Consider the following 23339-nt stretch of genomic DNA (forward strand, 5'->3'; position numbering starts at 1 on the left):
CGCGGCGTCACGATCGCAGGTGACCGGCGGCGCGATTTAGTATAGCCTTTCGAAAGTAAGGCTCTCTTCACCCCTAGCGAAAGCTCCATGTTCGACCGTCGTAATTCCCAGTCAAGTTCGCCGACCATTACTCAGGAAGGCGTCAAGGCGACCCTCAAGTGGTTCAATCCAGAAAAGGGGTTCGGATTCGTCGCCGCCGCCGATGGCACCGGCGACGTTTTTCTTCATGTCTCAGCGGTTCAGGGCATCGACCCTAACTCGCTCAAGCCCGGCGCGACGCTGACGGTTGATCTGGGCCAGGGACGGCGCGGCCTTCAGGTCGTGACAGTCCATGAGGTGGACGAGTCGACGGCGGAGCCGGAAGCGCCGCGCAAGCCGCGCTTTGGCGGCGGCGGCGACCGTTTCGGCGGCGGAGATCGCGGCGGATACGGTGATCGTGGCGGTGGATATGGCGACCGCGGCGGTGGTTATGGCGATCGTGGCGGCGGCGGTTATGGCGGCGGTCGTGACCGCGGCTATGGCGGCGGTCAGGATCGCGGCTACGACGCCGGCGGCGGCGGTTCGTCCGACTGGGTCGATGGCACGATGAAGTTCTTCAACCAGCAGCGCGGCTTCGGCTTCGTCGCGGCCGACAATGGCGGCGCCGACGTGTTCCTCCATATGAGCGCTCTCACCCGCGCCCAGGTGGCGACGCCGGCCGATGGCCAGCGCGTGCGCTTCACGACCAAGCAGGGCCGCAAGGGTCTCGAAGTCGACCGCATCGAAGTGGTCTGATTTCGCCGAGCGCGCCTTCCGCGCGCTCTTTATCCGTTTCGACAACGCGCCCCTTGCCGGGCGCGTTGTTCGTTGAAGCGGCGCCTTCTGCACAAATTTGCTGCGCATCGCACGGCGCCTGCGATTGCGCGCCGCACCGCTTCATGATGAGTCCTTCGGCAGACGCGCCGCGCTTTCGGCTCAAAGCCATCGCGTGGCCTCGCTGGAGGGAGCGATGATCCGTTTTTCAAGACAGAATTTTTGCGCGCTGATGCTGGGCGGCGTCGCAGCGATGGCAGCGCATGCAGGCGCGCTGGCGCAGACGCCAATCAAGTTCACGCTCGACTGGGTGTTCCAGGGCCCGACGTCGCCGTTCCTCGTCGCGCTGGAGAAAGGCTACTACAAGGCCGAAGGCCTCGATGTGACGATGGATCCCGGCCAAGGCTCGGCCGGCGCGTTGCAGCGCGTCGCGACAGGCGCCTACCAGATCGGCTTCGCCGATGTGAATTCACTGATCGAGTACAACCAGAAGAATGCGGGCAAGGAGATTCTCTGCGTCTTCATCGCCTATGACTTTCCGCCTTTCGGCGTTCACGCGCTAAAGAAGAGCGGCATCGCCAAGCCCGCCGATCTCACCGGCAAGAAGCTTGGCGCGCCCGTGTTCGACGCGTCGTTCCGGCTGTTCCCGGCCTTCGCGAAAAAAGTCGGCCTCGATGCAAAAAGCGTCACGCATGTGAACCTGACGCCGCAGCTGCGCGAGCAGAGCCTCGTTCAGGGCACGGTCGACTTCATCTCCGGCCATTATTTCTCATCGATCCTTGATCTCAAGGCGCGCAATGTGAAACAGGAAGACATCGTCTCCTTCAATTACAGCGACTTCGGCATGGATGTGTATGGCAACGGCATCATCATCGCGCCGGAGCTCGCGTCGAAGCCGGAAGTCGTCACGGGCTTCCTGCGGGCGACTCTGAAAGCGTGGAAAGAAGTGGCGGCTGATCCGAAGCTCGGCGTCGCTGCTGCGAAGAAGCGCGATCCGCTGATCGACGAGGCGCTGGAGCTTGAGCGCCTCAACATGTCGCTGAAGATGAACGTGCTGACGCCTTTCGTGAAGGCGAACGGCATGGGCGACGTCGATCCCGCGCGCTTCGCGCGCTCGGTGAGCGATGTGTCAGAAGCGTTCGGACTGCCGTCGGCGCCGGATGCGTCGAAAGTTTTCTCGAACAAGTTCCTGCCGGTGAAAGCCGATCGCATGATCGCGCCGTGAGCTGGCGACAATAGAGCAGGACAAGGCAGCGCTATCCCCGCTCGCCCCTCTCCCCTCGCGGGAGAGGGTGGCCGCTGAAGGCGGCCGGGAGAGGGGGTTGCTACACCCCCCCTCATCCGTCGCGCGTTCCGCGCGACACCTTCTCCCGCAAGGGGAGAAGGAGCGTTGCGAGATGATGAACTCTACCTCCCCCCCTCTCGTCGATCTCAGGCAAGTCAGTCTCGCCTATGGCACCGGCGCGACGCGCACGCTGGCGCTCGGCGACGCGACCTTGTCGATCGAGAAGGGCGAATTCATCGCCGTCGTCGGCCCGTCCGGCTGCGGCAAGTCCACCTTGATGAAGCTTGTCACCGGACTTCTGCCGCCGACATCAGGCGAAGTCGTGGTTCACGGCCAGAAGGTGACACGCCCGATCAAGGGCGTCGGCATGGCCTTCCAGAATCCGACGCTGATGCCTTGGCGCACGATGCGCGACAATATCCTGCTGCCGCTCGAAGTGGTCGCGCCGCACAAGCAGCGCTTCCGCGCCAACAAGGCGGAATACATAGCGAAGGCCGACGCGTTGCTCGCCTCCGTGGGCCTCGGCGGCTTCGGCGACAAATATCCGTGGCAGCTTTCCGGCGGCATGCAGCAACGCTCCAATCTCTGTCGCGCGCTGATCCATGAGCCTGAAATCCTGATGCTCGACGAGCCGTTCGGCGCGCTCGACGCCTTCACGCGCGAGGAGCTGTGGGGCGTGATGCAGAAACTCTGGCTCGAACGGCGCTTCACCGCAGTGCTGGTCACACATGATCTGCGCGAAGCGGTCTATCTCGCCGACACCGTGTATGTGATGAGCCGCCGGCCGGGTCGCGTCGTGAAAATCCGCAAGATCGATTTGCCGCGGCCGCGCACGCTCGACTCCACTTTCGAGCCCGCCTTCGTCGACATCGTGCATGAGTTGCGCGAGCGCATTCACCAGGAGCACGCGGCGTGACGGACGCTCGCAACCTCCTCCGCATCGCGATGCCGTGGCTCGTGATGGCGGCTTTCCTGATCCTATGGGAAGCCGCCTGCGTGATCTTCGACATCCAGGAGATTCTGCTGCCGCGGCCGACGCGCATCTTCGCCATGATGGTGCAGCGCTGGGACATCCTGCTGCAATTCTGCCTTGAGACCTTGTGGACGACGATGGCGGGCTTTGTGCTCGCGATCGCATTCGGGCTGCTGCTCGGGCTCGCTATCGGCGCCTCGCCCTTCGTCTATTCCGGCCTCTATCCCCTGCTGATCGGCTTCAACGCGGTTCCAAAGGTCGCAATCGTGCCGATCCTGATGATCTGGCTCGGCGTCGGGGCGCTGCCGGCGATCATCACCGCCTTCGTCATCAGCTTCTTCCCCATCGTCGTGAATGTCGCGACGGGTTTGGCCACCATCGAGCCCGAGATGCGCGACGTGATGCGATCGCTCGGCGCGACGCAATGGGAGATCCTGACCAAGGTCGGCATTCCCCGCGCCATGCCCTACCTCTTCGCTAGCCTGAAGGTCGCGATCACGCTCGCCTTCATTGGCTCGGTCATTTCCGAGACAGTCGGCGGCAACCGCGGCATCGGCTTCCTCATGCTGTCGGCCGGGGCTCGCAACGACAGCGCCACGACCTTCGCCGGCCTGTTCGCCATCGCGATCATGGGCGTCCTCATGTACGTCGCCTGCGCGCTGGTGGAGCAGCGGATGACGCGCTGGGCCTTCCGCGGCGAGATCGTCAGCTGAGAATCCGGCGCGGGGCGCCTATATCGGGCGGGACTCGCCCGGCCCTGCGCTCTCCGCTAGGAGGGCGCTAACCCAAGCACGGTAACCCACATGCCCCACAGCATCACCGAGGGCCTGGAGGCCTTCAAGCGCGGCGAAATCGTCGTCGTGACCGACGATGATGACCGCGAGGGCGAAGGCGACCTGATCATCGCCGCTTCGCTCTGCACGCCGGAGAAGATGGCGTTCATCGTCCGCCACACCTCCGGCATCGTCTGCACGCCGATCACCACCGACGAGGCGCGCCGACTTCGGCTCGACCCGATGGTGGCGATGAATGACAGCGCCCACACCACCGCCTTCACCATCTCGATCGACTATCGCCACGGCACCACGACCGGCATCTCCGCAGACGACCGCACGACGACAGTGCGAGCCCTCGCCAACCCGAACGTGGGCGCGAACGACTTCGCCCGGCCGGGCCATATTTTTCCGCTGATCGCCAAGGATGGCGGCGTTCTGATGCGGTCTGGCCATACGGAAGCGGCCGTCGACCTCTGCAAGCTCGCGGACCTGCCGCCGGTCGGCGTCATTTGCGAGCTCGTCAATGACGACGGCACGGTGACCAAGGGCAAGCAAGTCGCAGACTTCGCGAAACGTCACAATCTCGTTCACATCACGACAGCCGATCTCATCGCTTACCGCCAGGCGCGCGAGAAGTTGGTCGAGCGTGTCGCGAGCTTCACCTGCGACAGTCCGATCGGACAGCTGCAAGGCTACGCCTACAAGACGCCGTTCGACCCGGTCTACCACATGGCCTTCGTCTATGGCGCGATCGGCGACGGCAAGGGCATGCCGGCGCGCTTCCATCGCGTGAACATCATCGCCGACATTCTCGGCGGCGCGAAATCGGTGCATGCGGCGCTGGATCGCTTCAAGCAGAACGGACGCGGCGTGCTGATCTATCTGCGCGACGGCGCGGCCGGCGTTCCCGTCACGCCGATCGATCAGGCGACGTCGAGCGAGGAGGCGCGCACCAACCAGTGGCGCGAGGTCGGCGTCGGCGCGCAGATCCTGCGCGATCTCGGCGTGACCTCGATTCGCAATCTCTCGCAAACCAACCGCTCCTATGTCGGCTTGTCCGGCTTCGGCATCGAAATCGAGGAGCAGGAACTGTTCGAGTGCTGACGCCGTGAGCGCCGCATCGACGGGATCTTCAGGGACGCCGCTCGCGAAGAAGCTCGGCTACAGGGCGGGCTTGCGGGCGGCGCTGATCGGCGCGCCGGATGAGTTGATGGCCTGGCTGGCGCCGTTGCCGGACGGCGTGCGCTTCGACATCCGGCCCGGACCAGAAACCGACCTCGCGCATCTCTTCGCGACGAAGCGCGCCGATCTCGATCTATTGCTTAAAGAACTCCGCGCGAAACTGAAAGCCGACGCCATCGTCTGGGCCTCATGGCCCAAGAAATCGGCGAAAGCAGCGACCGACATCACGGAGGATACAATACGCGAGATCGCCCTGCCGCTCGGCTTCGTCGATGTGAAGGTCTGCGCCGTCAGCGAAGTCTGGTCCGGACTCAAGCTCGTCGTTCGCAAGGAATTGCGCTGACTCTCGGCGCGTCGCCCAACTTTCCCTCTCTCTCGAAGTTCTGATTCATGACCGGACAACCGACCATTCCTGTTTTCGACATCGGCAACGTGCTCGTCGAGTGGGATCCACGCCATCTCTATCGCAAGATGTTCGACGATCACGGCGAGATGGAGCGCTTTCTCGCCAATGTCTGCACCAACGAATGGAATCTGGAGCAGGATCGCGGCCGCTCCTTCGCCGACGCCATCGCCGCGCTGACGCCTGACTTTCCGCACTACGCTGACCATATTCGCGCCTATGATGATCGCTGGCCCGAGATGATCCCAGGCGCGATCGAAGACTCGGTCGACATGCTGATGACCTTGCGCGCGAAATGCCCGCGCGTCTTCGCCATCACCAACTTCAACCAGGACAAGTTCAAGCTGGCGCAGGCGCGTTTTCCTTTCCTGACGATCTTCGATGACGTCGTGGTGTCCGGGGATGAAAGACTGCTCAAGCCGGACCCGGCGATCTACGAAGTTTTGTTCAAACGCCAGAATGTGAAGCCGTCCGATTGCGCCTTCGTCGATGATTCCGAGAAGAATGTGCTGGCGGCGCGCGCGCTCGGCATGCATGCGATCCATTTCCGGTCGCCGCAACAGGCGCGGGCTGAATTCCGCGCCCTCGGATTTCCTGTGTGATCCGGAGGACGCCTCATCGCCGTCCCCGGATTCATGCAGCGAGCGCAAGCGAGTGGAATGAAGTCCGGGGCCCAGCGCGTGAATCGCGAGCGCAGCGAGCGCAACTTGTCGACGAAAATGAGGAGCGCCTGCGGCGCAGATTTCGCGCTGGGCCCCGGACACGGCTTCGCTCGGCCTACGCCTCGCTTCACCGTTCCGGGGATGGAAAGCGTTTCCTTTTAAGCCAATGGCGCGTTGACCATCTGGCGCGCGCGTAACCATGCGCCCCTTCTCCTCTCCCCTCCCTATCGATGAGGCGCTGCCGGAATTGCTCGCCGCGCTGAGCGCGCGCAATTCCACGGTGCTCGTCGCGCCGCCGGGCGCGGGCAAGACGACGCGGGTTCCGCTCGCGCTGCTCGACGAATCCTGGCTTGGCGACAAGAAGATCATTCTGCTTGAGCCGCGCCGTCTCGCTGCGCGCGCCGCCGCCGATCGCATGGCCAAGACGCTTGGCGAGAAGGTCGGCGACACGGTCGGTCTGCGCGTGCGTCTGGGTTCGAAAATCTCGGCGCGCACGCGCATCGAGGTGGTCACCGAAGGCGTGTTCACGCGCATGATCGTCGATGATCCCGAACTCGCCGGCGTCGGCGCGGTGCTGTTCGACGAATATCATGAGCGTTCGCTCGACGCCGATCTCGGCCTCGCCTTCGCGCTCGATGCACAGGCGGGGCTGCGGCCCGATCTGCGGGTGCTCGTAATGTCGGCGACGCTCGATGGCGCGCGCGTATCATCTTTGCTCGACGACGCGCCGCTGATCCGCAGCGAGGGACGAAGCTTTCCCGTGGAGACGCGGCATGTCAGCCGCGATCCGAACAGGCGCATCGAGGATCAGATCGTCGACGTGATCCAGCGCTCGTTGCGTGCGGATACGGGCTCGCTTCTCGTCTTTCTACCGGGACAGGGGCCGATCGCGCGCGTCGCCGACCGAACACGCGAGAGCGTCGATGCGAAGCATGTCCTTGTCGCGCCGCTCTATGGCGCGATGGACCAGCGCGCGCAGGACGAGGCGGTGCAACCGGCGCCATCAGACGTCCGCAAGATCGTGCTCGCGACCTCGATCGCCGAGACGTCGCTGACCATCGAAGGCGTGCGCGTGGTGATCGATTCCGGCCTCGCCCGCGTGCCGCGCTATGAGCCCGACATCGGCGTGACGCGCCTTGAAACCGTGCGCGTTTCGCGCGCCGCCGCCGATCAGCGGCGCGGCCGCGCCGGCCGCATCGAGCCCGGCGTCTGCTACCGGCTGTGGGACGAAGCCGCGACCGGCGCGCTCGACGCCTTCGCCCGGCCGGAAATTCTCGACGCCGACCTCTCCGGGCTGCTGCTCGACTGCGCCTCCTGGGGCATGACGGATCCCACGCAACTCAAATTCCTGGATGCGCCGCCGGCGCCAGCGCTCAACGAAGCGCGCGCGCTGCTGACCCGGCTGGACGCGCTCGACGAAACGGGTCGGTTGACCGAAATGGGCCGACGCATCCGCGCGCTCCCCTTGCCGGCGCGTCTTGCGCGCATGGTGATCGACGCCGCGACGCACGGACAGGCGCGCGAAGCGGCGCTGATCGCAGCGGTCATCGTTGAACGCGGACTCGGCGGCGATGGCGTTGATCTGCATGAACGGCTTGATCGCTTCGGCAGGGATCGCGGCGACCGCGCGCGCGCCATGCGGCAGAGCGCCGAGAACTGGGCGCGTGAAGCGGCGCAAGGACGCGCCAAAGACTCAAGCGAGTTAAGCGAGGCCGCGCTGCTTGCGCTCGCCTATCCCGACCGCATCGCGAAAGCGCGCGGCAAGCGCGGCGACTTCGTCATGGCGAATGGACGCGGCGCCTCGCTTCCCGAAACGGATCGGCTGGCGCGCGCGTCTTTTCTCGTCATCGCTGAGATCAGCGGCGGCGCAGCGAATGCGCGCATCCTGCTCGCCGCGACGCTCGAAACCGAGGAGATCGACGCGATCGCAGCGCAGCGCGGCGTCCTGCGCGAAGAGATCGCATTCGACCCTGCCGCGCGGGCCCTGCGCGCACGCGGCGTCAGACGACTCGACGCGATCGTGCTTGATGAAAAGCCGCTGCCTGTTCCCGCGACGATCGAATCCGCGCGGGCTTTGGCGCGGGGCGCCGCGGCGACGGGGATCGACCGGCTCAACTGGTCGAAGGCGCAGGCGCAATTGCGCGAGCGGGTGAATTATCTTCGCGCAGCGCTCCTACGCGCCGGCGACACAGTAAAAGCAGAGGCATGGCCCGATCTGTCGGACGGCGCGCTCGCCTCATCGGCAGAGGAATGGCTCGCGCCTTACATCATCGGCCGCACACGGCTCGACGACATCAGCCCGGACGATCTCCAGGCGGCGCTCGACGCGCTCGTTCCCTATAACCTCCGGCGCGATCTCGATGCGGCGATGCCGTCGCATTTCGCCGCGCCGACGGGATCGCAGATCGCCATCGACTATGGCCTCGAGGAAGGCCCCGTTCTCGCGATCCGCGTGCAGGAGCTGTTCGGTCTCGACAAGCATCCGGCAATTGGCGGCGGCGCAATCCCGCTCACGCTGCATCTCCTGTCGCCAGCGCGCCGCCCGATCCAGATCACGAAGGACCTGCCAGGATTCTGGCGCGGCTCGTGGGCGGCAGTGCGGTCCGATCTACGGGGGCAATATCCCCGGCATCCCTGGCCGGAGAATCCGCGCGAGGCGGCGCCGACGACGCGCGCGAAGCCGCGCGGGACCTGAGCTCTCAGGCCGGCGAGCCCGGCTCCGATGAGGCCAGCCGATCAATCATCAGCCCCGCCGTTGCGGGATTGAGCGCCATCGGGATGTCGTAGACGAGCGCCAGCCGCATCAGCGCCTTGACGTCGACGTCATGGGGATGAGGCGACAGGGGATCCACGAAGAAGAAGAGGCCATCGACCTTGCCTTCGGCGATCAGCGCGCCGATCTGCTGGTCGCCGCCGAGCGGTCCGCTCTTCAGACGGGTCACCGTAAGATCGGGACAGCGCGCGATGATCTGCCCGCCCGTGGTGCCTGTTGCGACAAGATCGAACTTGCGCAAGGTCTCGCGATGGCGCTCGGCGAAAGCGACCATCGCCTCCTTCTTGCGGTCATGGGCGACGAGCGCCAGCCTGCGGGCGCTCATGATGCGCGATCCTGTTGCAGCATTCGCCGTCAGTAGCCGACCTGCGCGACCGGGATCAACCGCCCCTTTCCCAGCGTTCGCGCCATTGCCGTTCGCCAACGAGGCAGTCTGACTTGCCGGAATATTGCGTGCGCCTGACCAGATCGTTGAACGGACTGTCGAGCGGAAGATCGCGCGGCTGAAGGTTCGCGATCTCCAGCAATAACTTGGTTCGGATCGCGGGGATGAACTCTTCCTTTGATTTGATCGGCACCATGAAGGCGCGCGGGCCGCCGATGACGCAGGCTTTGTAATATTCGTCGAGGTCGTCGATGTCGCCCCAGCCGCCGCGCTTCATCACGATCGGCAGGCCATTGATGGTCACGCCCTTGGCGAGCGCATCATCGCGCGCCGGCACCACGGGACGGCCATTGTTGTTGGGGCCGTCGCCGGAGATGTCGATGACGCGGCGCGTTCCCTCATAGCGATTGCCTTCAAGCTGCGCCGCAGCGAAATCGATCGCGCCCGAGATCGAGGTGCGCGATGCGCGGCGGATCGGAACGGCCGAAATCTTGTCGGCGAAAGCGTCGATCGATTCCGGCGTGTCCAGCAATGTCCAGGGCACGCTGACGCGCTGATCGTAGGACGAGGCCCAGTCGAACATCAGCACCGCGATGCGGCCGACCTGACCGCCGGCGATCGCCTTCTTGATCTCGGCGGAACGGAAAGCCTGGGCGTAGCCTTCGCGCTGCAGCGCGAGCTCGTCCAGGTCCATGGAGTAGGAAATGTCGAGCGCCAGCACGAGCTCGATGTCGACCTCGACGCGCGGGCCGGCGGCTGGAGGAGGCGCAGCGGGTGGGGTCTGCGCGCAGGTCGCGCCAGCCGCGGCGAGCCCGGCCATCACCGTCAAAGCAAGCACCAGATTTCGTCGGCGCATCCGCGGCCTCCCTGGTACGACGACGGCATGATGGCGCCGGACGGGCGCGCCGCCAACTGCCTGATGCAAGACACAGGCCCGGACGCAAAAGCGCACGAAAAGAGACCAAGGCCCTTGGATTTCCCATGCCAGCCATGGCATCCTTCCTGCTTAGCCGCGTCCCGTTTGGTCGCGTGCGCGACAGGGAGAGGTCAAAATGGGTTTCCGTCCGAGTTTGCCGCAGTGGGGCGCCGCGCTCGCCGCCGTCGCGATGTCCGCCACGATCGCCTGGGCGCAGCCGAAGCCGGCGGTGGTGTTCGACATGGGCGGCAAGTTCGACAAATCCTTCAACGAGGGCGTGTTCAACGGCGTCGAGCGCTTCAAGAAGGAGACCGGCATCGAATACGCCGAGTTCGAGGTGACCAATCCCAGTCAGCGCGAGCAGGCGCTGCGCAACTTCGCGCGCCGCGGCAATGATCCGATCATCGCCGTCGGCTTCGCGCAGGAGGACGCGCTGAAGAAAGTCGCAGCGGAATTCCCGAACCTGAAATTCACGATCATCGACTCCGTCGTCGAACTCCCCAATGTGCAGTCGGTCGTGTTCAAGGAGCATGAGGGCTCCTATCTCGTCGGCGTTCTCGCGGCGCTCGCCTCGAAGACTGGCAAGGTCGGCTTCATCGGCGGGATGGATATTCCGCTGATCCGCAAATTCGCCTGCGGCTACGCTCAGGGCGTGAAGGCGGCGAAGCCAGGCGCGGAGCTCTTCCAGAATATGACGGGCACGACGCCGGCGGCGTGGCGCGATCCGGTCAAGGGCGGCGAGCTCGCCAAGAGCCAGATCGATCGCGGCGCCGATGTGATCTACGCCGCGGCGGGCGGCACCGGCCTCGGCGTGCTGCAGACCGCGGCCGACAATGGCAAGCTCGGCATCGGCGTCGATTCAAACCAGGACCATCTGCATCCCGGCAAGGTGCTGACCTCGATGCTGAAGCGCGTCGACAATGCGGCTTACGGCGCCTTCACCGGCGTGAAGAACGGAACCTGGAAGCCCGGCATTCTCAATCTCGGCCTCGCCGAGGACGGCGTCGGCTACTCGCTCGACGATTACAACAAGGCGCTCATCACCGAAGACATGAAGAAGGTTGTCGATCAGGCAGCTGCGGACATCAAGTCGGGCAAGGTGAAGGTGCACGACTATATGTCGGATTCGAAATGCCCGATCTGACACACGCTTTTTGATCCGCGCGATTGCCCCTCACCCGTCTCGCCGCACGCATGTCAGGCTTGCCGGACATGCGCATGCTTTGTCGATCTCGGGTAAACCCGAGATCGATGCGGCTCGCCACCCTCTCCCCGCAAGCGGGGAGAGGGAAAGCATCGGCGCGCGTTAGCGCGTCGATGCAGGGTGAGGGGCTGGCGCAGCGAGATTCTCATTTCGTCCTGTCTGCTTTCAAAATCCGGACGACTCGTTTTCCATGAACGCCATCGAACTCGTCGATATCGACAAGAGATTCGGCGCTGTGCACGCCAACAAGGGCGTGACCATGGAGGTCGCGCGCGGCGCGATCCACGGCATTGTCGGCGAGAACGGCGCCGGCAAATCGACGCTGATGTCGATCCTCTACGGCTTCTATGAAGCGGACGCCGGCGAAATCCGCGTCAACGGCAAGCCGGTTCGTTTCAAAAGTTCTCGCGATGCGATCGCCGCCGGCATTGGCATGGTGTTCCAGCATTTCATGCTGGTCGAGAACTTCACCGTGCTCGAGAATATCCTGCTTGGCGCCGAAGGCGGCGCGATGCTGGGACCCGGACGCGCGAAGACGCGCGCCGATATTCTGAAACTCGCGAAGGACTACGCGCTCGAAGTCGAACCCGACGCCATCGCCGGCGAGCTCTCGGTCGGCCTGCAGCAGCGCGTCGAAATCCTGAAAGCGCTGGTGCGCGGCTCCGACATCCTGATTCTCGACGAGCCGACGGGCGTGCTGACGCCGCAGGAGGCGGACCATCTCTTCCGCATTCTCGGCCAGCTCCGCGCCAACGGGAAAACCGTCATCCTGATCACGCACAAGCTGCGTGAGATCATGGCGATCACCGACAGCGTGTCGGTGATGCGGCGCGGCGAGATGGTGGCGACGCTGCCGACATCCGACACCAATCCCGATCAGTTGGCGTCGCTGATGGTGGGGCGACGCGTGAAGCTGCGCGTCGACAAGGAGCCGGCGCAACCGAAAGCCGAAGTGCTGCGCGTCTCCCATGTCAATGTCGTCGACGAGCGCGGCGTGACGCGCGTCAGCGACGCCAGCTTCTCGATCCGCGCGGGCGAGATCGTCGGCATCGCGGGCGTCGCCGGCAACGGGCAATCGGAACTGATGGAGGCGATCGCCGGCATGCGGCCGATCGCGTCGGGCGACATCTCGTTCAACAGCGCGCCGGTGGCTTGCGATCCGCAGGATTTGCGCAAGCGCGGCATGGGTCATGTGCCGGAAGATCGCCATCGCACGGGTCTCGTCGTCGCGTTCGAGGCCTGTGAGAATGGCATTCTCGGTTATCACGACGCGCCGCAATGCAATAACGGGCCGCTGCTCGACCGCGCCGCGATCGTCGATCTCTCCTCGCAGCGCATGCAGGCCTATGACGTGCGTCCGCCCGATCCGCTTCTGCGCGCCGCCTCCTTCTCCGGCGGCAATCAGCAGAAGATCGTGCTGGCGCGCGAGATCGAGCAGGACCCTGCTTTGCTGCTGGTCGGACAGCCGACGCGCGGCGTCGATATCGGCGCCATCGAATTCATCCACAGGCGCATCGTCAGCATGCGCGACCAGGGCAAGGCGGTGCTGCTCGTCTCGGTCGAACTTGACGAGATCATGGCCCTTTCCGACCGCATCCTCGTGATGTGCGGCGGCCGGATTCTCGGCGAGCGCAACGCCGCCGACACCGACGAGCGCGAGCTCGGCCTGCTGATGGCCGGCGTCGGCGCCGACAAGGCGGCGTGAGATGGCCGCGTCCGCTTTCCTTTCGCTCATCACGCTCGGCGTATCCGACATCAAGCGCTCGCGCGCCTTCTACGAGGCGTTAGGCTGGAAGGCGTCGAGCGCCAGCAACGAGACCGTGACCTTCTTTCACGGCGCGAACGGAACGCTTGCGCTTTATCCCCGCCATCTGCTGGCGGAAGATGCAGGCGTTTCTGACAAGCCGACCGGCTTCGCCGGGATCACGCTCGCGAACAATATGCCGAGCGAAGCGGAGGTTGACGCGCTGATCGCACGCGCGAAAGCAGCCGGCGGCAGCGTGGTGAAGCCCGCGCAAAAAGTATTCTGGGGCGGCTATTCCGGCTATTTCTCCGATCCCGACGGCCATCTCTGGGAAGTCGCGCATAATCCCTTCTTCCCGATCGCGGAGGACGGAAAGCTGAGGCTGCCCCCGTGAGCCCCGTGAATCTTCCGCCAAGGGAATTGCCGCACTGGGCCGACGTCGCGCTCGTGCCCGTCGCGAGCGTCGCGACGGCGTTCATCGCCGCCGGCCTCGTCGTGCTCGCGATCGGCGAAAATCCGTTCGAGTGCCTGAAGATCCTGCTACAGGGCGCGCTCGGCTCGGGCGAAGGCATCGGCTTCACGCTCTACTACGCCACGAACTTCATCTTCACCGGCCTTGCCGTCGCGGTCGCCTTTCATGCCGGCCTGTTCAATATCGGCGGCGAAGGACAGGCCTATGTCGCAGGGCTTGGCGCCGCGCTCGTCGCGCTCTGGTTCGATTCGACTCTGCCGGCGATCATCCTTTTGCCGCTTGGCGTGATCGCGAGCGCGCTGTTCGGCGCGGCCTGGGCGCTCATTCCGGCGTGGCTGCAGGCGAAGCGCGACAGCCACATCGTCATCACGACGATCATGTTCAATTTTCTCGCCGCGACCTTGATGGTCTATCTGCTGGTCGGGCCGCTGAAGCCCATGGGCTCGATGGCGCCGGACACGCGCAGCTTCGCCGCCAGCGCCGCTCTGCCGACGATGCAGGGTATGCTCGGCGCGATCGGGCTGAAAATTCCGGCGTCGCCGCTGAACATCTCGTTCCTGCTGGCGCTCGTGATGGCGGCGCTGGTGTGGCTGCTGATCTGGCGCTCGCGTCTCGGTTATGAAATCCGCGCCTTCGGCTTCAACCCGGAAGCGACACGCTACGCCGGCATCTCCGCGACGCGCATCACCATCGTCACGCTGCTGATCTCGGGAGGCCTCGCCGGACTGATGTCCGCGAACGAAATCCTTGGCGTGCAACATCGGCTCAGTCTCGGCTTCGTTTCCGGCTATGGCTTCGTCGGCATTGCGGTCGCGCTGATGGGGCGCTCGCATCCCGTCGGCGTCGTGCTCGCGTCGATCCTGTTCGGCGTGCTTTATCAAGGCGGCGCCGAGCTCGCATTCGACAAGCCGGCGATCACGCGCGACATGATCGTCGTCATCCAGGGTCTCGTCATCCTGTTCGCCGGCGCGCTGGAGCGGCAGTTCCGCGCGCCGCTGACGGCGATCTTCGGGCGGCGGCCAACGCGCGCGGAAACGCAGGCGGCGACCTCATGACGCTGACCGACGTCGCCCTCATTCTCGCCTCGGCGCTGCGCCTCTCGACGCCGCTGCTGCTCGCCTGTCTCGCCGGCCTCTATTCCGAGCGCGCGGGAATCTTCAACATTGGGCTGGAAGGCATGATGCTCGGCGCAGCGTTCGCCGCTGCCGTCACGGCGACGCAGACGCAATCGGCGGGGCTTGGCCTGCTGGCCGGATTGATTGTCGGCGTGCTGCTGGCGCTCGTCCACGCCTTCGCCTCGATCACGCAGCGCGGAAACCAGATCGTCTCGGGCGTCGCAATCAACACGCTGGCGATCGGGCTCACCGCCGTGCTCGGCAACGCCTGGTACAAGGAAGGCGGACGCACGCCGCCGCTGCCCGCCAATGTCCGCTTCCAGACGATCGAACTGCCCTACGCCGCAAGCCTGCGCGACACGCCCGTCGTCGGGCCGCTCTATTCCGACCTGCTCTCCGGCCACTACATCTTCGTCTATGTCGCGCTGCTCGCGGTGCCGTTCACCGCCTTCGTGCTGAATGAGACCCGCTTCGGCTTGCGGCTGCGCGCGGTCGGCGAGAACCCCGCTGCAGTCGACACGGCCGGCGTCTCGGTCGAGCGCATGCGCTATCTCGCCCTCGTCTGCTGCGGCCTGCTGTGCGGGCTCGCCGGGACCTACATGTCGACGGCGCAATCGGCGAGCTTCGTCACCGAGATGACGGCGGGCAAAGGCTTCATCGCGCTGGCTGCACTGATCTTCGCGAAATGGCGGCCTTGGGGCGCGCTCGGCGCCTGCCTGCTGTTCGGCCTGCTCGACGCCTTCGCCATCCGCCTCGAAGGCGCGACGCTGCCGCTGATCGGCCAGGCGCCGGTGCAGGCTATCCAGGCGCTGCCCTATCTGCTCACCGTCGTCCTGCTGGCCGGCTTCATCGGCCGGGCGATCCCGCCCAAGGCCGGCGGCGTTCCCTATGTGAAGGAACGGCGGTAGAAGCGCGTTTCGTCTATTATCACAGGCCGCATGTCCGACGCCTCATCCTTCCATTCCTCCCTCGGCGCCCTGTCCGCCGACATCGGGCTTGTGCTCGGCTCCGGCCTGTCCTCGGTGGCCGACGCGGTGACCGAGCGCGTCGTGGTTCCCTTTGCGGAGATCGCCCGCTTTCCCAAGACGCCCGGCGTCTCCGGCCACGGCCGCGATCTTGTCGTGGGCAAGCTCGGCTCGAAGCGCGTCGCCATTCTCACCGGCCGCATTCACGCCTACGAGTCGGGCGACGCCAGCGTGATGCGCGAACCGATCGCCTGCCTGAAGGCGCTGGGTTGCAAGGCGCTGCTGCTCACCAATGCCGCGGGCTCGTTGCGCAAGGATATTCCGGCGGGGTCGCTGATGGCGATTTCCGACCACATCAACTGGGCCGGAATGTCGCCGCTGATCGGCGATCATTCCGACGAACGCTTCGTCGATATGAGCGTCGCCTATGACAAGGAGTTGCGCGCGGCGATGCAGCGCGCCGCTGGCAAAGCCGGTGTCACGCTTCATGAGGGCGTTTACGCCTGGTGGGTCGGGCCAATGTTTGAGACGCCGGCGGAAATCCGCGCCGCGCGCATTCTCGGCGCCGACGCGATCGGCATGTCGACGGCGCCGGAGGTCATTCTCGCACGGCGCATGGGACTGCGCGTCGCCGCGATCTCCAGCATCACCAATCTCGCCGCGGGCATGGGCGGCGAGCTCTCGCACGCGCACACCAAGGCCGTCGCGGCGACGATCGTGGATTCGCTTGCGTCAGTCGTCCGTCTCGCAGTGGAAGAATTCCATGTCTGACGCAGCCGCTCTCGATACGCTGTTCGAGGCGGCGCGCGCGGCGCGCGAAAAGGCCTATGCGCCCTATTCCAAATACAAGGTCGGCGCGGCGATCCTCGCGCCTGACGGCCGCGTCTTCGTCGGCTGCAATGTCGAGAACGCCGCCTATCCCGTCGGGACCTGCGCCGAAGCCGGCGCGATCGCAGCGATGATCCAGGGCGGCGGCGCACGCATCACGGCGATCGCGGTGATCGGCTCCGGCCCTGATATCTGCACGCCCTGCGGCGGATGCCGTCAGCGAATCCGCGAATTCGCCGCGGCTGACGCCGTCATCGCGATGACCAACGCCGACATGGGCGCGAAACTCGTCTGCACCATGGATGAGATTCTTCCGCACGCCTTCGGCCCGGACCATCTGCCCGGCGCCTGAACAGAGCGCCGCAGGAGACTGACATGGACGACATCGCCGTCGCGCGCCGCGCGCTTTCGCTTCTCGATCTCACGGAACTGTCGGACGCCTGCTCGGAAGCCGCGGTCGAGAAGCTGTGCGCGCAGGCGGTCGGAAAGCATGGCAAGGTCGCCGCCGTCTGCATCTGGCCGCAATTCATCAAGTTCGCGCGCCGCCTCCTGTCGAACCAGGGCGTACGCATCGCGACTGTCGTCAACTTTCCCTCAGGAGCCGCGCCGATCGAGCAGGTCGTCGACGATACCAGCGAATGCGTCGGCGATGGCGCCGACGAAATCGATCTCGTGCTGCCCTACAAGGCGTTTCTCAGCGGCGACGAGAAATTCGCGCGCCAGATGGTTGAGGAAATCGATCAGTCCCTGCCCGACGGCGTGCTTCTGAAAGTGATTCTCGAAACCGGCGAATATCCCGATCAGGCGGCGGTGGCGCGCGCGAGCCGGCTCGCGATCAACGCCGGCGCCGATTTCATCAAGACCTCGACCGGCAAATCGAAAGTTTCGGCGACGCCTGACGCCGCGCGCACGATGCTCGAAGCTATCAAGGCGAGCGGCAAGCCTGTCGGCCTCAAACCCTCAGGCGGCATCCGCACGGTCGCCGATGCGCGCATCTATCTCAGTCTCGCCGACGAGATCATGGGGCCTGGCTGGGCGAAGCCCATGACGTTCCGCTTCGGCGCGAGCGGCCTTCTCACCGCGATCAATTCGACGATCGAAGGCACAGGCGACGCGGCCACCAAGGCCGCTTATTGATGGCGTTGCTTCCGCAGGAAATCATCCGCCGCAAACGCGACGGCGCAACGCTCTCCGATGATGAGATTTCCGCCTTCGTGCGCGGCCTGTCGAGCGGCGCGATCAGCGAAGGGCAGGTGGCCGCTTTCGCGATGGCCGTCTTCTTCAAGGGCATGTCGCGCGACGAATGCGCGGCGCTGACGCGCGCGATGACGAACTCCGGCGATGTGCTCGATTGGTCTGACCTGCCGGGGCCCGCGCTCGACAAGCACTCGACCGGCGGCGTCGGCGATACGGTGAGCCTGATGCTCGCGCCCGCCGTTGCCGCCTGCGGCGGCTTCACGCCGATGATCTCGGGACGCGGCCTCGGCCATACCGGCGGCACGCTCGACAAGCTCGATTCGATTCCGGGCTATGTCTCGCAGCCGGACAATGCGCTTTTCCGCAAGATCGTGCGCGACGTCGGCTGCGCCATCATCGGCCAGACCGCCAATCTCGCGCCGGCCGACAAGCGCTTCTACGCCATCCGCGACGTGACCGCGACGGTCGAGTCCATTCCACTCATCACCGCCTCGATCCTCTCGAAGAAACTGTCAGCGGGACTGCAAGGCCTCGCCATGGATGTGAAGTGGGGCTCGGGCGCCTTCATGGCGAAATCGGACGATGCGCGCGCCCTCGCAACGAATATCGCTTATGTGGCGATGGCTGCGGGGCTGCCAACGACATCGCTGATCACCGACATGAACGAGCCGCTGGCGAGCGTCGCCGGCAATGCGCTCGAAATCCGTTACGCCATCGATTTTCTCACCGGCGTCAGGCGCGAGCCGCGCATGTATGCAGTGACGGTCGCGCTCGCCGCTGAAATGTTGATTCTCGGCAACCTCGCCGACGATATCGATGAAGCCGAGCAGATGATCGACCGCGCCTTCGCCAGCGGGCGGGCCGCCGAGATATTCGGTCGCATGGTCGCCGGCCTCGGCGGACCCGCCGATCTCATGCAGCGGCCGGACGCCTATCTCGCGAAAGCGCCTCTGACGCGCGCGATTCCGCCCGCAGCGAATGGCCGCGTGACAGCGATCGACACGCGCGGCGTCGGCCTCGCCGTCGTTGCGCTCGGCGGCGGCCGCACGCGCGCCGACCAGACGATCGATCACTCCGTCGGATTGATCGAGCTCGCGGGCCTCGGCGACGAGGTCGGCCCCGATCGGCCTCTGGCGATCGCGCATGCGCGCGACGAGGCTGACCTTGCGCGCGCAACAGAGATGCTGCTCGCCGCCTATGTCATCGGGAGCGAAGCGCCAACGCGCGCGCCCGCCATCGTCGAACGGATTGTCGCATGAGTTTGCTGGTCGCCATCACGGGATGGGAGCCTGAACCCTGGGCCGAGCGCTTTCGCCGGCTGATGCCGGATCGGCGGGTCGTCATGCTCGGCGAAGATTTCGACCGCGCCGACATCCAATATGTCGCGTGCTGGAAGCATCCGGTTCAATCGCTCACCAACCTCCCCAATCTGCGCGTGCTTTTTTCGCTTGGCGCCGGCGTTGATCATCTCTTCGGCGATCCCGGCCTGCCCGACGCGCCGATCGTGCGCGTCGTCGATCCCGATCTCACGTCGCGCATGAGCGAATATGTCGTGCTGCGTTGCCTCATGCATCTGAGGCAGCAGCGCCGCTACGATCACCAGCAACGTCTGAAGCAATGGGTCGATGATCGGTTTCAGCCTGCGGCCGGCGACCTCCGCGTCGGTGTCATGGGCATGGGAGAGCTCGGCCAGGACGCCGCACAGAAGCTTGCGATGCTGGGCTTCAACGTCGCGGGATGGAGCCGCACGCCGAAGCGATCGACGCATGCCGAGATGTTCGCTGGCGCCGATGAGCTCGATTTCTTCCTCGCGCGAACCGACATCCTCGTCGTGCTGCTGCCGCTGACGCCGGAAACGCGCGGCGTGATCAACGCAAGCCTCATCCGCAAGCTTGCGCGCGACGGCCATTTCGGCGCGCCCTATCTCATCAATGCGGGACGCGGCGGCCTACAGGTCGAGAGCGACATTCTTCGCTGTCTCGATGAAGGCTCGCTGCTCGGCGCGACGCTCGATGTATTCGAAAAAGAGCCTCTGGCGAGCGATTCGTCACTCTGGACGCATCCCGGAGTGACCGTCACACCGCACAATGCGGCCATGAGCCATCCCGATGCGGTGGGTTTGCAGGTGGCCGAACAGATCGCGGCGTTCGAGCGCGGCGAGCCGCTGAAGAATATCGTCGACCCCAGACAGCAATATTGAGCGGCGCCTCCGCCGCGGCGCGCACGAGGTTGCAATAAGACGTCACCTCGAGCCGGGACGCTCCGTCGCCAAGAGCGCATAGAGCATGTCGTCACGCCAATCCTCGCCAACACGCAGGTTGTGACGCAACAGGCCTTCGCGACGGAATCCCAGCTTCTCAACCAACGCGCGAGACGCCGTGTTGTCGGGATGGATAAAAGCCTGCACGCGATGCAGCCCAAGCCCGTTAAAGCAAAATTCGAGCATCGCCGTCACGGCTTCGGTGGCGATGCCCTGCCTGAGGCGCGCGGGGTCGATGATATAGCCGATGTCTGCGCGCTTATTGCGGATATGACCATCGTGATAGTTGACCAGACCGAGACAACGATCAGTCGCCGCATCCGCCACCGCCCAAAAGCGATAGTAAGATGGGGTGCAGTCGATGAAGCGCTGAACTGCGCGCTCGGTCTCGATCAGCTTCGTGTGGACCGGCGTGTTCCAGAAACGCATCGCCTCGGAATTGGTGAAGCACTTATGCATCGCCTCCACATCCTCGGTGCGGAATTGGCGCAGCCGCAGGCGAGGAGTTGCGAGGATCGGGTGCGGTATTGGTTTCTTCGCCATGTCGAGAGCACAAGCTGCGTCAAGCAGCGATACCTTCAATGGAGCCAAGGCGCTGGCCGACGCGCTCGCGGGCGTTTCAGCCTCTACCCAGCTCACCAAGCCTGCGCGCGCTGGTGATATCGCCGCCGCCCGCGCCATTGATGCGTCGGACCGCTTCAGCCAGCGGCTCGCTCATTGTCTGCATGTGATAGCCGTTGGCGTGCAGCAGTTCCGCCTCATCGCGCATCAAACCGACATGGCCTTTCCAGAAAATCAGATCGCCGCGTCGCAATCCTGAAAGATCAGGCGCTAGATTGAGCGGCTGACCAAGCTCCCGCTCCTGCATGTCGCTGTCGCGCGGCGCTTCCAGGCCCGCCATCTCCATCGCCGTCTGCACGAGGCCGGAGCAATCAAGCCCTTCGCTGGTGCGCCCGCCCCAGAGATAGGCGACGCCAATCAGCTTTTCGGCTTCCGCTACGAAATCCGACGCCAAAACCGACAAGGGCTGGAGATGGCGCGCCCAGATGAAGGCGCCGTCATCGAGCACGCGAAAATCGCCCTGCTCGCGCGCCACGGTCACGAGCGCGCCGAGCGGCAGCGCCTCGATTGGCGGCAGCTTGATGCTGGGCCCGGGATAGAGATGACTGCGGAGCACGCGCACGCGATGCGTCGGCGCAATGATGGTTTCGCGCAAGGCCTCGGTCGGGACATAGCCGACATAGCCGTCGCGCTCGCATTCCACCCACGCCCACCCTTCCGGCGAGCGCTCATACGCGATGACGATTTCGCCGCGCAGCGCTTCGGTGTCGAGCGGCGCGTCGAAGCGCGGCTCGCGCCGCACCGGCGCATGCGCCGCGGCGACCTGCATGCGCACGCCATCGACGAACTGTTCAGCTTCGACAAGACCTCGCAAGCGAACGGCCGCGAGATCGCGCCGCGCGGGCGTCACGCGCGGATCGAGCGCTGCGCTCAAGCCGGCAGCTCCAGCGCGACGTTGCTGACGAGATCGCCAATTTTCTCGACGGCAAGCGCGCCCTTCACAGTGCGTTGCACGATGACATTGCGACGATCCTTGTCGTCGCGCCGACGCGAAACGTAACCAAGCGCGCCCATCGTATCGAGCGCGCGCGTCACCACAGGCTTCGTCACGCCGAGCTTCCTGGCGAGCCCCCGAACCGTATGCGGCGGCGGATCGAGATAGATCGTCAAAAGGATCGCGGCCTGTCGAGACGACAGGTCGTGCTCGCCGTCTCTCACGAGCGCGAGATGAACATCATGCCAGAGCTTGAGGGATTGAGCCGGCCGCATACACAGAAGGGAAAGGGGGATTATTCCGGAGGCGTATTATTGTGTCCGGCGGGCGCGACGCAAGCCTTTTCCTTGCGCAGCCTGGCCTGTGATGTTCGCGGAAAATTTTTCCTCGACCAGCGCATAGACGAGGCGCGCCGTCTGCGGCTCTGCGCCCTCGGGCCGCCCGTTCTTCGTCGAGGGCGTCCAGCCGAAAATATCAAAATGCGCCCATTCACGGGCCTTTTCGACGAATCGGCCAAGAAACAACGCCGCGATCACCGAGCCGGCGAAAGGACTCGATGATACATTGTTCATATCGGCGATCTTGGAATCGAACAGAGCGTGATAGGGCCGCCACAGAGGCAGGCGCCATACGGGATCGGCAAGGCGATCGCCGATTTGCGAAATCTGCGCCGCGAGTTTGTCGCTGCGCGTGAAGAAAGGCGGGAGATCCGGTCCGAGAGCAACGCGAGCGGCTCCGGTCAGCGTTGCGAAATCGATCAGCAGCTCCGGCGATTCCTCATCCGCAAGCGCCAGCGCGTCAGCGAGAATCAGGCGCCCTTCCGCATCGGTGTTGCCGATCTCGACCGTAAGGCCCTTGCGACTTTTCAGCACGTCGCCTGGCCGGAATGAATCGCCGCCGATCGCATTTTCGACGATCGGCAACAGCACGCGAAGCCGCACCGGCAAGCGTGCATCCATGATCATGCTCGCAGCTGCGAGAGCCGTTGCGGCGCCGCCCATATCCTTCTTCATCATGAGCATGCCGGCGGGCGGTTTGATGTCGAGGCCTCCCGTATCGAACACCACGCCCTTGCCGACGAGCGTCACTTTGGGGTCAGACGATTTTCCGAACTGGATATCGACAAGACGAGGCGCGCGCGCCGAGCCACGGCCGACGGCGTGGATCATGGGGAAATTCGCCTTCAGCAGCTCATCGCCAATCGTGATCGCGCATTTCGCCTTGTGACGCGTCGCAAGCGCCTGCGCCGCCGCGGCAAGTTCGACCGGCCCCATATCATTCGCGGGCATGTTGATGAGATCTCGCCCCAGAGCGACACTTTCAGCGATTCGCAATATGCGGGCGCGATCGACGCCGTCGGGAAGAACAAGACGCGCAGCTTCCGCGCTGCGCTTGCGATAGCGCTCGAAGCGGTAAGCGCCGAGGAGAAACGCGATGACGGCGAGTTCGGGATCGCCCGGCCAGTCCTCGAACTGGTAGACTCCCTTCGGCAAAGCGGAAGACAGCTTGCCGGGCAACAACGGATCAATCTCGTCCCCTTTCCCAAGCCCAACCAGTACGAGCGCGATCTCTCCCTTCACGTCCGGCAGAAGCAATGTCTTGCCCGCGCTGGCGTCGAAACCGTACGCCTCAGCGAATCGCAGTGAGGCGGCAAGGCCTTTCAGACCCTGCTTCCATCCTCCCGGACGCGCGAAACGAATCGGCGTCGCCTCGGCGCCGCCATCGGCCAGAAATTCGCGCATGCCTGTCTCCTTCTTCGATTGGCCGCGACGACGGCGCCGATCGCGCTTAACCACTCGTTAGGGTTAACAGGTCATTGATGAAAGCCAAGTTTTCCCGTTCCGACTTCGAG

The 23339-nt window shown here is 64.8% G+C and carries 24 protein-coding genes; 18 read left to right on the forward strand and 6 right to left on the reverse strand.

Translation table 11 applies throughout. The features are described 5' to 3' along the window. The first annotated feature begins 87 nt into the window (after nucleotides 1-87). The 8 genes from L8F45_RS20980 to hrpB all read left to right on the forward strand — a co-directional run bounded on the left by L8F45_RS20980 (nucleotide 88) and on the right by hrpB (nucleotide 8768). Nucleotides 88-774, forward strand: a complete 687-nt coding sequence (locus L8F45_RS20980; protein WP_342359791.1) for a cold-shock protein — start codon at nucleotides 88-90, stop codon at nucleotides 772-774. Between the two features lie 214 nt (nucleotides 775-988). After that, a complete protein-coding gene (locus L8F45_RS20985; protein ID WP_342359792.1) occupies nucleotides 989-2017 on the forward strand; it encodes an ABC transporter substrate-binding protein in 1029 nt (342 codons plus the stop codon). 172 nt (nucleotides 2018-2189) lie between these two features. Beyond that, complete coding sequence (locus L8F45_RS20990) at nucleotides 2190-2993, forward strand: ABC transporter ATP-binding protein (RefSeq protein ID WP_342359793.1); 804 nt, start codon at nucleotides 2190-2192, stop codon at nucleotides 2991-2993. Further along, nucleotides 2990-3763, forward strand: a complete 774-nt coding sequence (locus tag L8F45_RS20995; protein WP_342359794.1) for an ABC transporter permease — start codon at nucleotides 2990-2992, stop codon at nucleotides 3761-3763. Before L8F45_RS20990 ends, L8F45_RS20995 begins: the two co-directional genes overlap by 4 nt. Nucleotides 3764-3853: 90 nt before the next feature. Then, on the forward strand, nucleotides 3854-4930 hold the full coding sequence (gene ribB, locus L8F45_RS21000) for a 3,4-dihydroxy-2-butanone-4-phosphate synthase (RefSeq protein WP_342359795.1): 1077 nt from the start codon (nucleotides 3854-3856) through the stop codon (nucleotides 4928-4930). 4 nt (nucleotides 4931-4934) lie between these two features. Beyond that, complete coding sequence (locus L8F45_RS21005; protein WP_342359796.1) at nucleotides 4935-5351, forward strand: hypothetical protein; 417 nt, start codon at nucleotides 4935-4937, stop codon at nucleotides 5349-5351. A gap of 47 nt (nucleotides 5352-5398) precedes the next feature. After that, nucleotides 5399-6013, forward strand: a complete 615-nt coding sequence (locus tag L8F45_RS21010) for an HAD family hydrolase (RefSeq protein WP_342359797.1) — start codon at nucleotides 5399-5401, stop codon at nucleotides 6011-6013. A 259-nt stretch (nucleotides 6014-6272) separates the two neighbouring features. Then, on the forward strand, nucleotides 6273-8768 hold the full coding sequence (hrpB, locus tag L8F45_RS21015) for an ATP-dependent helicase HrpB (RefSeq protein ID WP_342359798.1): 2496 nt from the start codon (nucleotides 6273-6275) through the stop codon (nucleotides 8766-8768). Nucleotides 8769-8772: 4 nt separating this feature from the next. Here hrpB and L8F45_RS21020 read toward each other — a convergent pair whose 3' ends face one another. Beyond that, a complete protein-coding gene (locus L8F45_RS21020) occupies nucleotides 8773-9171 on the reverse strand; it encodes a methylglyoxal synthase (protein WP_342359799.1) in 399 nt (132 codons plus the stop codon). A 55-nt stretch (nucleotides 9172-9226) separates the two neighbouring features. Beyond that, nucleotides 9227-10087 carry a DUF1194 domain-containing protein gene (locus L8F45_RS21025; protein WP_342359800.1) on the reverse strand — a complete coding sequence of 287 codons (861 nt, stop codon included), beginning with the start codon at nucleotides 10085-10087 and terminating at the stop codon, nucleotides 9227-9229. 196 nt (nucleotides 10088-10283) lie between these two features. On the opposite strand from L8F45_RS21025, the gene L8F45_RS21030 reads away from it, so the two are divergent. The 10 genes from L8F45_RS21030 to L8F45_RS21075 all read left to right on the forward strand — a co-directional run bounded on the left by L8F45_RS21030 (nucleotide 10284) and on the right by L8F45_RS21075 (nucleotide 19872). Then, on the forward strand, nucleotides 10284-11291 hold the full coding sequence (locus L8F45_RS21030; protein ID WP_342359801.1) for a BMP family lipoprotein: 1008 nt from the start codon (nucleotides 10284-10286) through the stop codon (nucleotides 11289-11291). Nucleotides 11292-11541: 250 nt separating this feature from the next. Beyond that, complete coding sequence (locus L8F45_RS21035; protein WP_342359802.1) at nucleotides 11542-13056, forward strand: ABC transporter ATP-binding protein; 1515 nt, start codon at nucleotides 11542-11544, stop codon at nucleotides 13054-13056. 1 nt (nucleotide 13057) lies between these two features. Further along, complete coding sequence (locus tag L8F45_RS21040) at nucleotides 13058-13489, forward strand: VOC family protein (RefSeq protein WP_342359803.1); 432 nt, start codon at nucleotides 13058-13060, stop codon at nucleotides 13487-13489. Between the two features lie 5 nt (nucleotides 13490-13494). Then, nucleotides 13495-14622, forward strand: a complete 1128-nt coding sequence (locus L8F45_RS21045; RefSeq protein ID WP_342363525.1) for an ABC transporter permease — start codon at nucleotides 13495-13497, stop codon at nucleotides 14620-14622. Continuing rightward, nucleotides 14619-15590: an ABC transporter permease gene (locus L8F45_RS21050; protein WP_342359804.1), complete on the forward strand. Its 972-nt coding sequence runs from the start codon at nucleotides 14619-14621 to the stop codon at nucleotides 15588-15590. Before L8F45_RS21045 ends, L8F45_RS21050 begins: the two co-directional genes overlap by 4 nt. 30 nt (nucleotides 15591-15620) lie before the next feature. Further along, nucleotides 15621-16418, forward strand: a complete 798-nt coding sequence (locus L8F45_RS21055) for a purine-nucleoside phosphorylase (protein ID WP_342359805.1) — start codon at nucleotides 15621-15623, stop codon at nucleotides 16416-16418. After that, on the forward strand, nucleotides 16411-16827 hold the full coding sequence (locus L8F45_RS21060) for a cytidine deaminase (RefSeq protein WP_342359806.1): 417 nt from the start codon (nucleotides 16411-16413) through the stop codon (nucleotides 16825-16827). Before L8F45_RS21055 ends, L8F45_RS21060 begins: the two co-directional genes overlap by 8 nt. Nucleotides 16828-16850: 23 nt before the next feature. Further along, the gene (gene deoC / locus L8F45_RS21065; RefSeq protein WP_342359807.1) at nucleotides 16851-17612 is read left to right on the forward strand and encodes a deoxyribose-phosphate aldolase; all 762 of its coding nucleotides are present in this window, start codon (nucleotides 16851-16853) and stop codon (nucleotides 17610-17612) included. After that, nucleotides 17612-18931 (forward strand): thymidine phosphorylase, encoded by a 1320-nt coding sequence (gene deoA / locus L8F45_RS21070; protein ID WP_342359808.1) that lies wholly within the window; start codon nucleotides 17612-17614, stop codon nucleotides 18929-18931. The genes deoC and deoA overlap by 1 nt, the downstream gene beginning before the upstream one ends. Beyond that, nucleotides 18928-19872 (forward strand): 2-hydroxyacid dehydrogenase, encoded by a 945-nt coding sequence (locus tag L8F45_RS21075; RefSeq protein WP_342359809.1) that lies wholly within the window; start codon nucleotides 18928-18930, stop codon nucleotides 19870-19872. Before deoA ends, L8F45_RS21075 begins: the two co-directional genes overlap by 4 nt. Before the next feature lie 42 nt (nucleotides 19873-19914). On the opposite strand, the gene L8F45_RS21080 is transcribed toward L8F45_RS21075, so the two are convergent. The 4 genes from L8F45_RS21080 to L8F45_RS21095 are packed head-to-tail and all read right to left on the reverse strand — an operon-like array spanning nucleotide 19915 to nucleotide 23229. Next, complete coding sequence (locus L8F45_RS21080; protein WP_342359810.1) at nucleotides 19915-20613, reverse strand: GNAT family N-acetyltransferase; 699 nt, start codon at nucleotides 20611-20613, stop codon at nucleotides 19915-19917. Then, the gene (locus tag L8F45_RS21085) at nucleotides 20552-21427 is read right to left on the reverse strand and encodes a C40 family peptidase (RefSeq protein ID WP_342359811.1); all 876 of its coding nucleotides are present in this window, start codon (nucleotides 21425-21427) and stop codon (nucleotides 20552-20554) included. Before L8F45_RS21085 ends, L8F45_RS21080 begins: the two co-directional genes overlap by 62 nt. Further along, a complete protein-coding gene (locus L8F45_RS21090) occupies nucleotides 21424-21762 on the reverse strand; it encodes a MarR family transcriptional regulator (RefSeq protein WP_342359812.1) in 339 nt (112 codons plus the stop codon). The genes L8F45_RS21085 and L8F45_RS21090 overlap by 4 nt, the downstream gene beginning before the upstream one ends. Nucleotides 21763-21798: 36 nt before the next feature. Further along, a complete protein-coding gene (locus tag L8F45_RS21095; protein ID WP_342359813.1) occupies nucleotides 21799-23229 on the reverse strand; it encodes a leucyl aminopeptidase family protein in 1431 nt (476 codons plus the stop codon). Between the last annotated feature and the right edge of the window lie 110 nt (nucleotides 23230-23339).

The sequence above is a fragment of the Terrirubrum flagellatum genome, assembly GCF_022059845.1.
Taxonomy (GTDB): Bacteria; Pseudomonadota; Alphaproteobacteria; order Rhizobiales; family Beijerinckiaceae; genus Terrirubrum; species Terrirubrum flagellatum.

Excerpts from the sequence above, each read along its gene's own strand:
- L8F45_RS20980 (WP_342359791.1), top strand. The coding sequence starts at position 88 with ATGTTCGACCGTCGTAATTCCCAGTCAAGTTCGCCGACCATTACTCAG.
- L8F45_RS20985 (WP_342359792.1), top strand. The coding sequence starts at position 989 with ATGATCCGTTTTTCAAGACAGAATTTTTGCGCGCTGATGCTGGGCGGC.
- L8F45_RS20990 (WP_342359793.1), top strand. The coding sequence starts at position 2,190 with ATGATGAACTCTACCTCCCCCCCTCTCGTCGATCTCAGGCAAGTCAGT.
- ribB (WP_342359795.1), top strand. The coding sequence starts at position 3,854 with ATGCCCCACAGCATCACCGAGGGCCTGGAGGCCTTCAAGCGCGGCGAA.
- L8F45_RS21010 (WP_342359797.1), top strand. The coding sequence starts at position 5,399 with ATGACCGGACAACCGACCATTCCTGTTTTCGACATCGGCAACGTGCTC.
- hrpB (WP_342359798.1), top strand. The coding sequence starts at position 6,273 with ATGCGCCCCTTCTCCTCTCCCCTCCCTATCGATGAGGCGCTGCCGGAA.
- L8F45_RS21020 (WP_342359799.1), bottom strand. The coding sequence starts at position 9,171 with ATGAGCGCCCGCAGGCTGGCGCTCGTCGCCCATGACCGCAAGAAGGAG.
- L8F45_RS21025 (WP_342359800.1), bottom strand. The coding sequence starts at position 10,087 with ATGCGCCGACGAAATCTGGTGCTTGCTTTGACGGTGATGGCCGGGCTC.
- L8F45_RS21030 (WP_342359801.1), top strand. The coding sequence starts at position 10,284 with ATGGGTTTCCGTCCGAGTTTGCCGCAGTGGGGCGCCGCGCTCGCCGCC.
- L8F45_RS21035 (WP_342359802.1), top strand. The coding sequence starts at position 11,542 with ATGAACGCCATCGAACTCGTCGATATCGACAAGAGATTCGGCGCTGTG.
- L8F45_RS21040 (WP_342359803.1), top strand. The coding sequence starts at position 13,058 with ATGGCCGCGTCCGCTTTCCTTTCGCTCATCACGCTCGGCGTATCCGAC.
- L8F45_RS21050 (WP_342359804.1), top strand. The coding sequence starts at position 14,619 with ATGACGCTGACCGACGTCGCCCTCATTCTCGCCTCGGCGCTGCGCCTC.
- L8F45_RS21055 (WP_342359805.1), top strand. The coding sequence starts at position 15,621 with ATGTCCGACGCCTCATCCTTCCATTCCTCCCTCGGCGCCCTGTCCGCC.
- L8F45_RS21060 (WP_342359806.1), top strand. The coding sequence starts at position 16,411 with ATGTCTGACGCAGCCGCTCTCGATACGCTGTTCGAGGCGGCGCGCGCG.
- deoC (WP_342359807.1), top strand. The coding sequence starts at position 16,851 with ATGGACGACATCGCCGTCGCGCGCCGCGCGCTTTCGCTTCTCGATCTC.
- deoA (WP_342359808.1), top strand. The coding sequence starts at position 17,612 with ATGGCGTTGCTTCCGCAGGAAATCATCCGCCGCAAACGCGACGGCGCA.
- L8F45_RS21075 (WP_342359809.1), top strand. The coding sequence starts at position 18,928 with ATGAGTTTGCTGGTCGCCATCACGGGATGGGAGCCTGAACCCTGGGCC.
- L8F45_RS21080 (WP_342359810.1), bottom strand. The coding sequence starts at position 20,613 with ATGGCGCGGGCGGCGGCGATATCACCAGCGCGCGCAGGCTTGGTGAGC.
- L8F45_RS21090 (WP_342359812.1), bottom strand. The coding sequence starts at position 21,762 with ATGCGGCCGGCTCAATCCCTCAAGCTCTGGCATGATGTTCATCTCGCG.
- L8F45_RS21095 (WP_342359813.1), bottom strand. The coding sequence starts at position 23,229 with ATGCGCGAATTTCTGGCCGATGGCGGCGCCGAGGCGACGCCGATTCGT.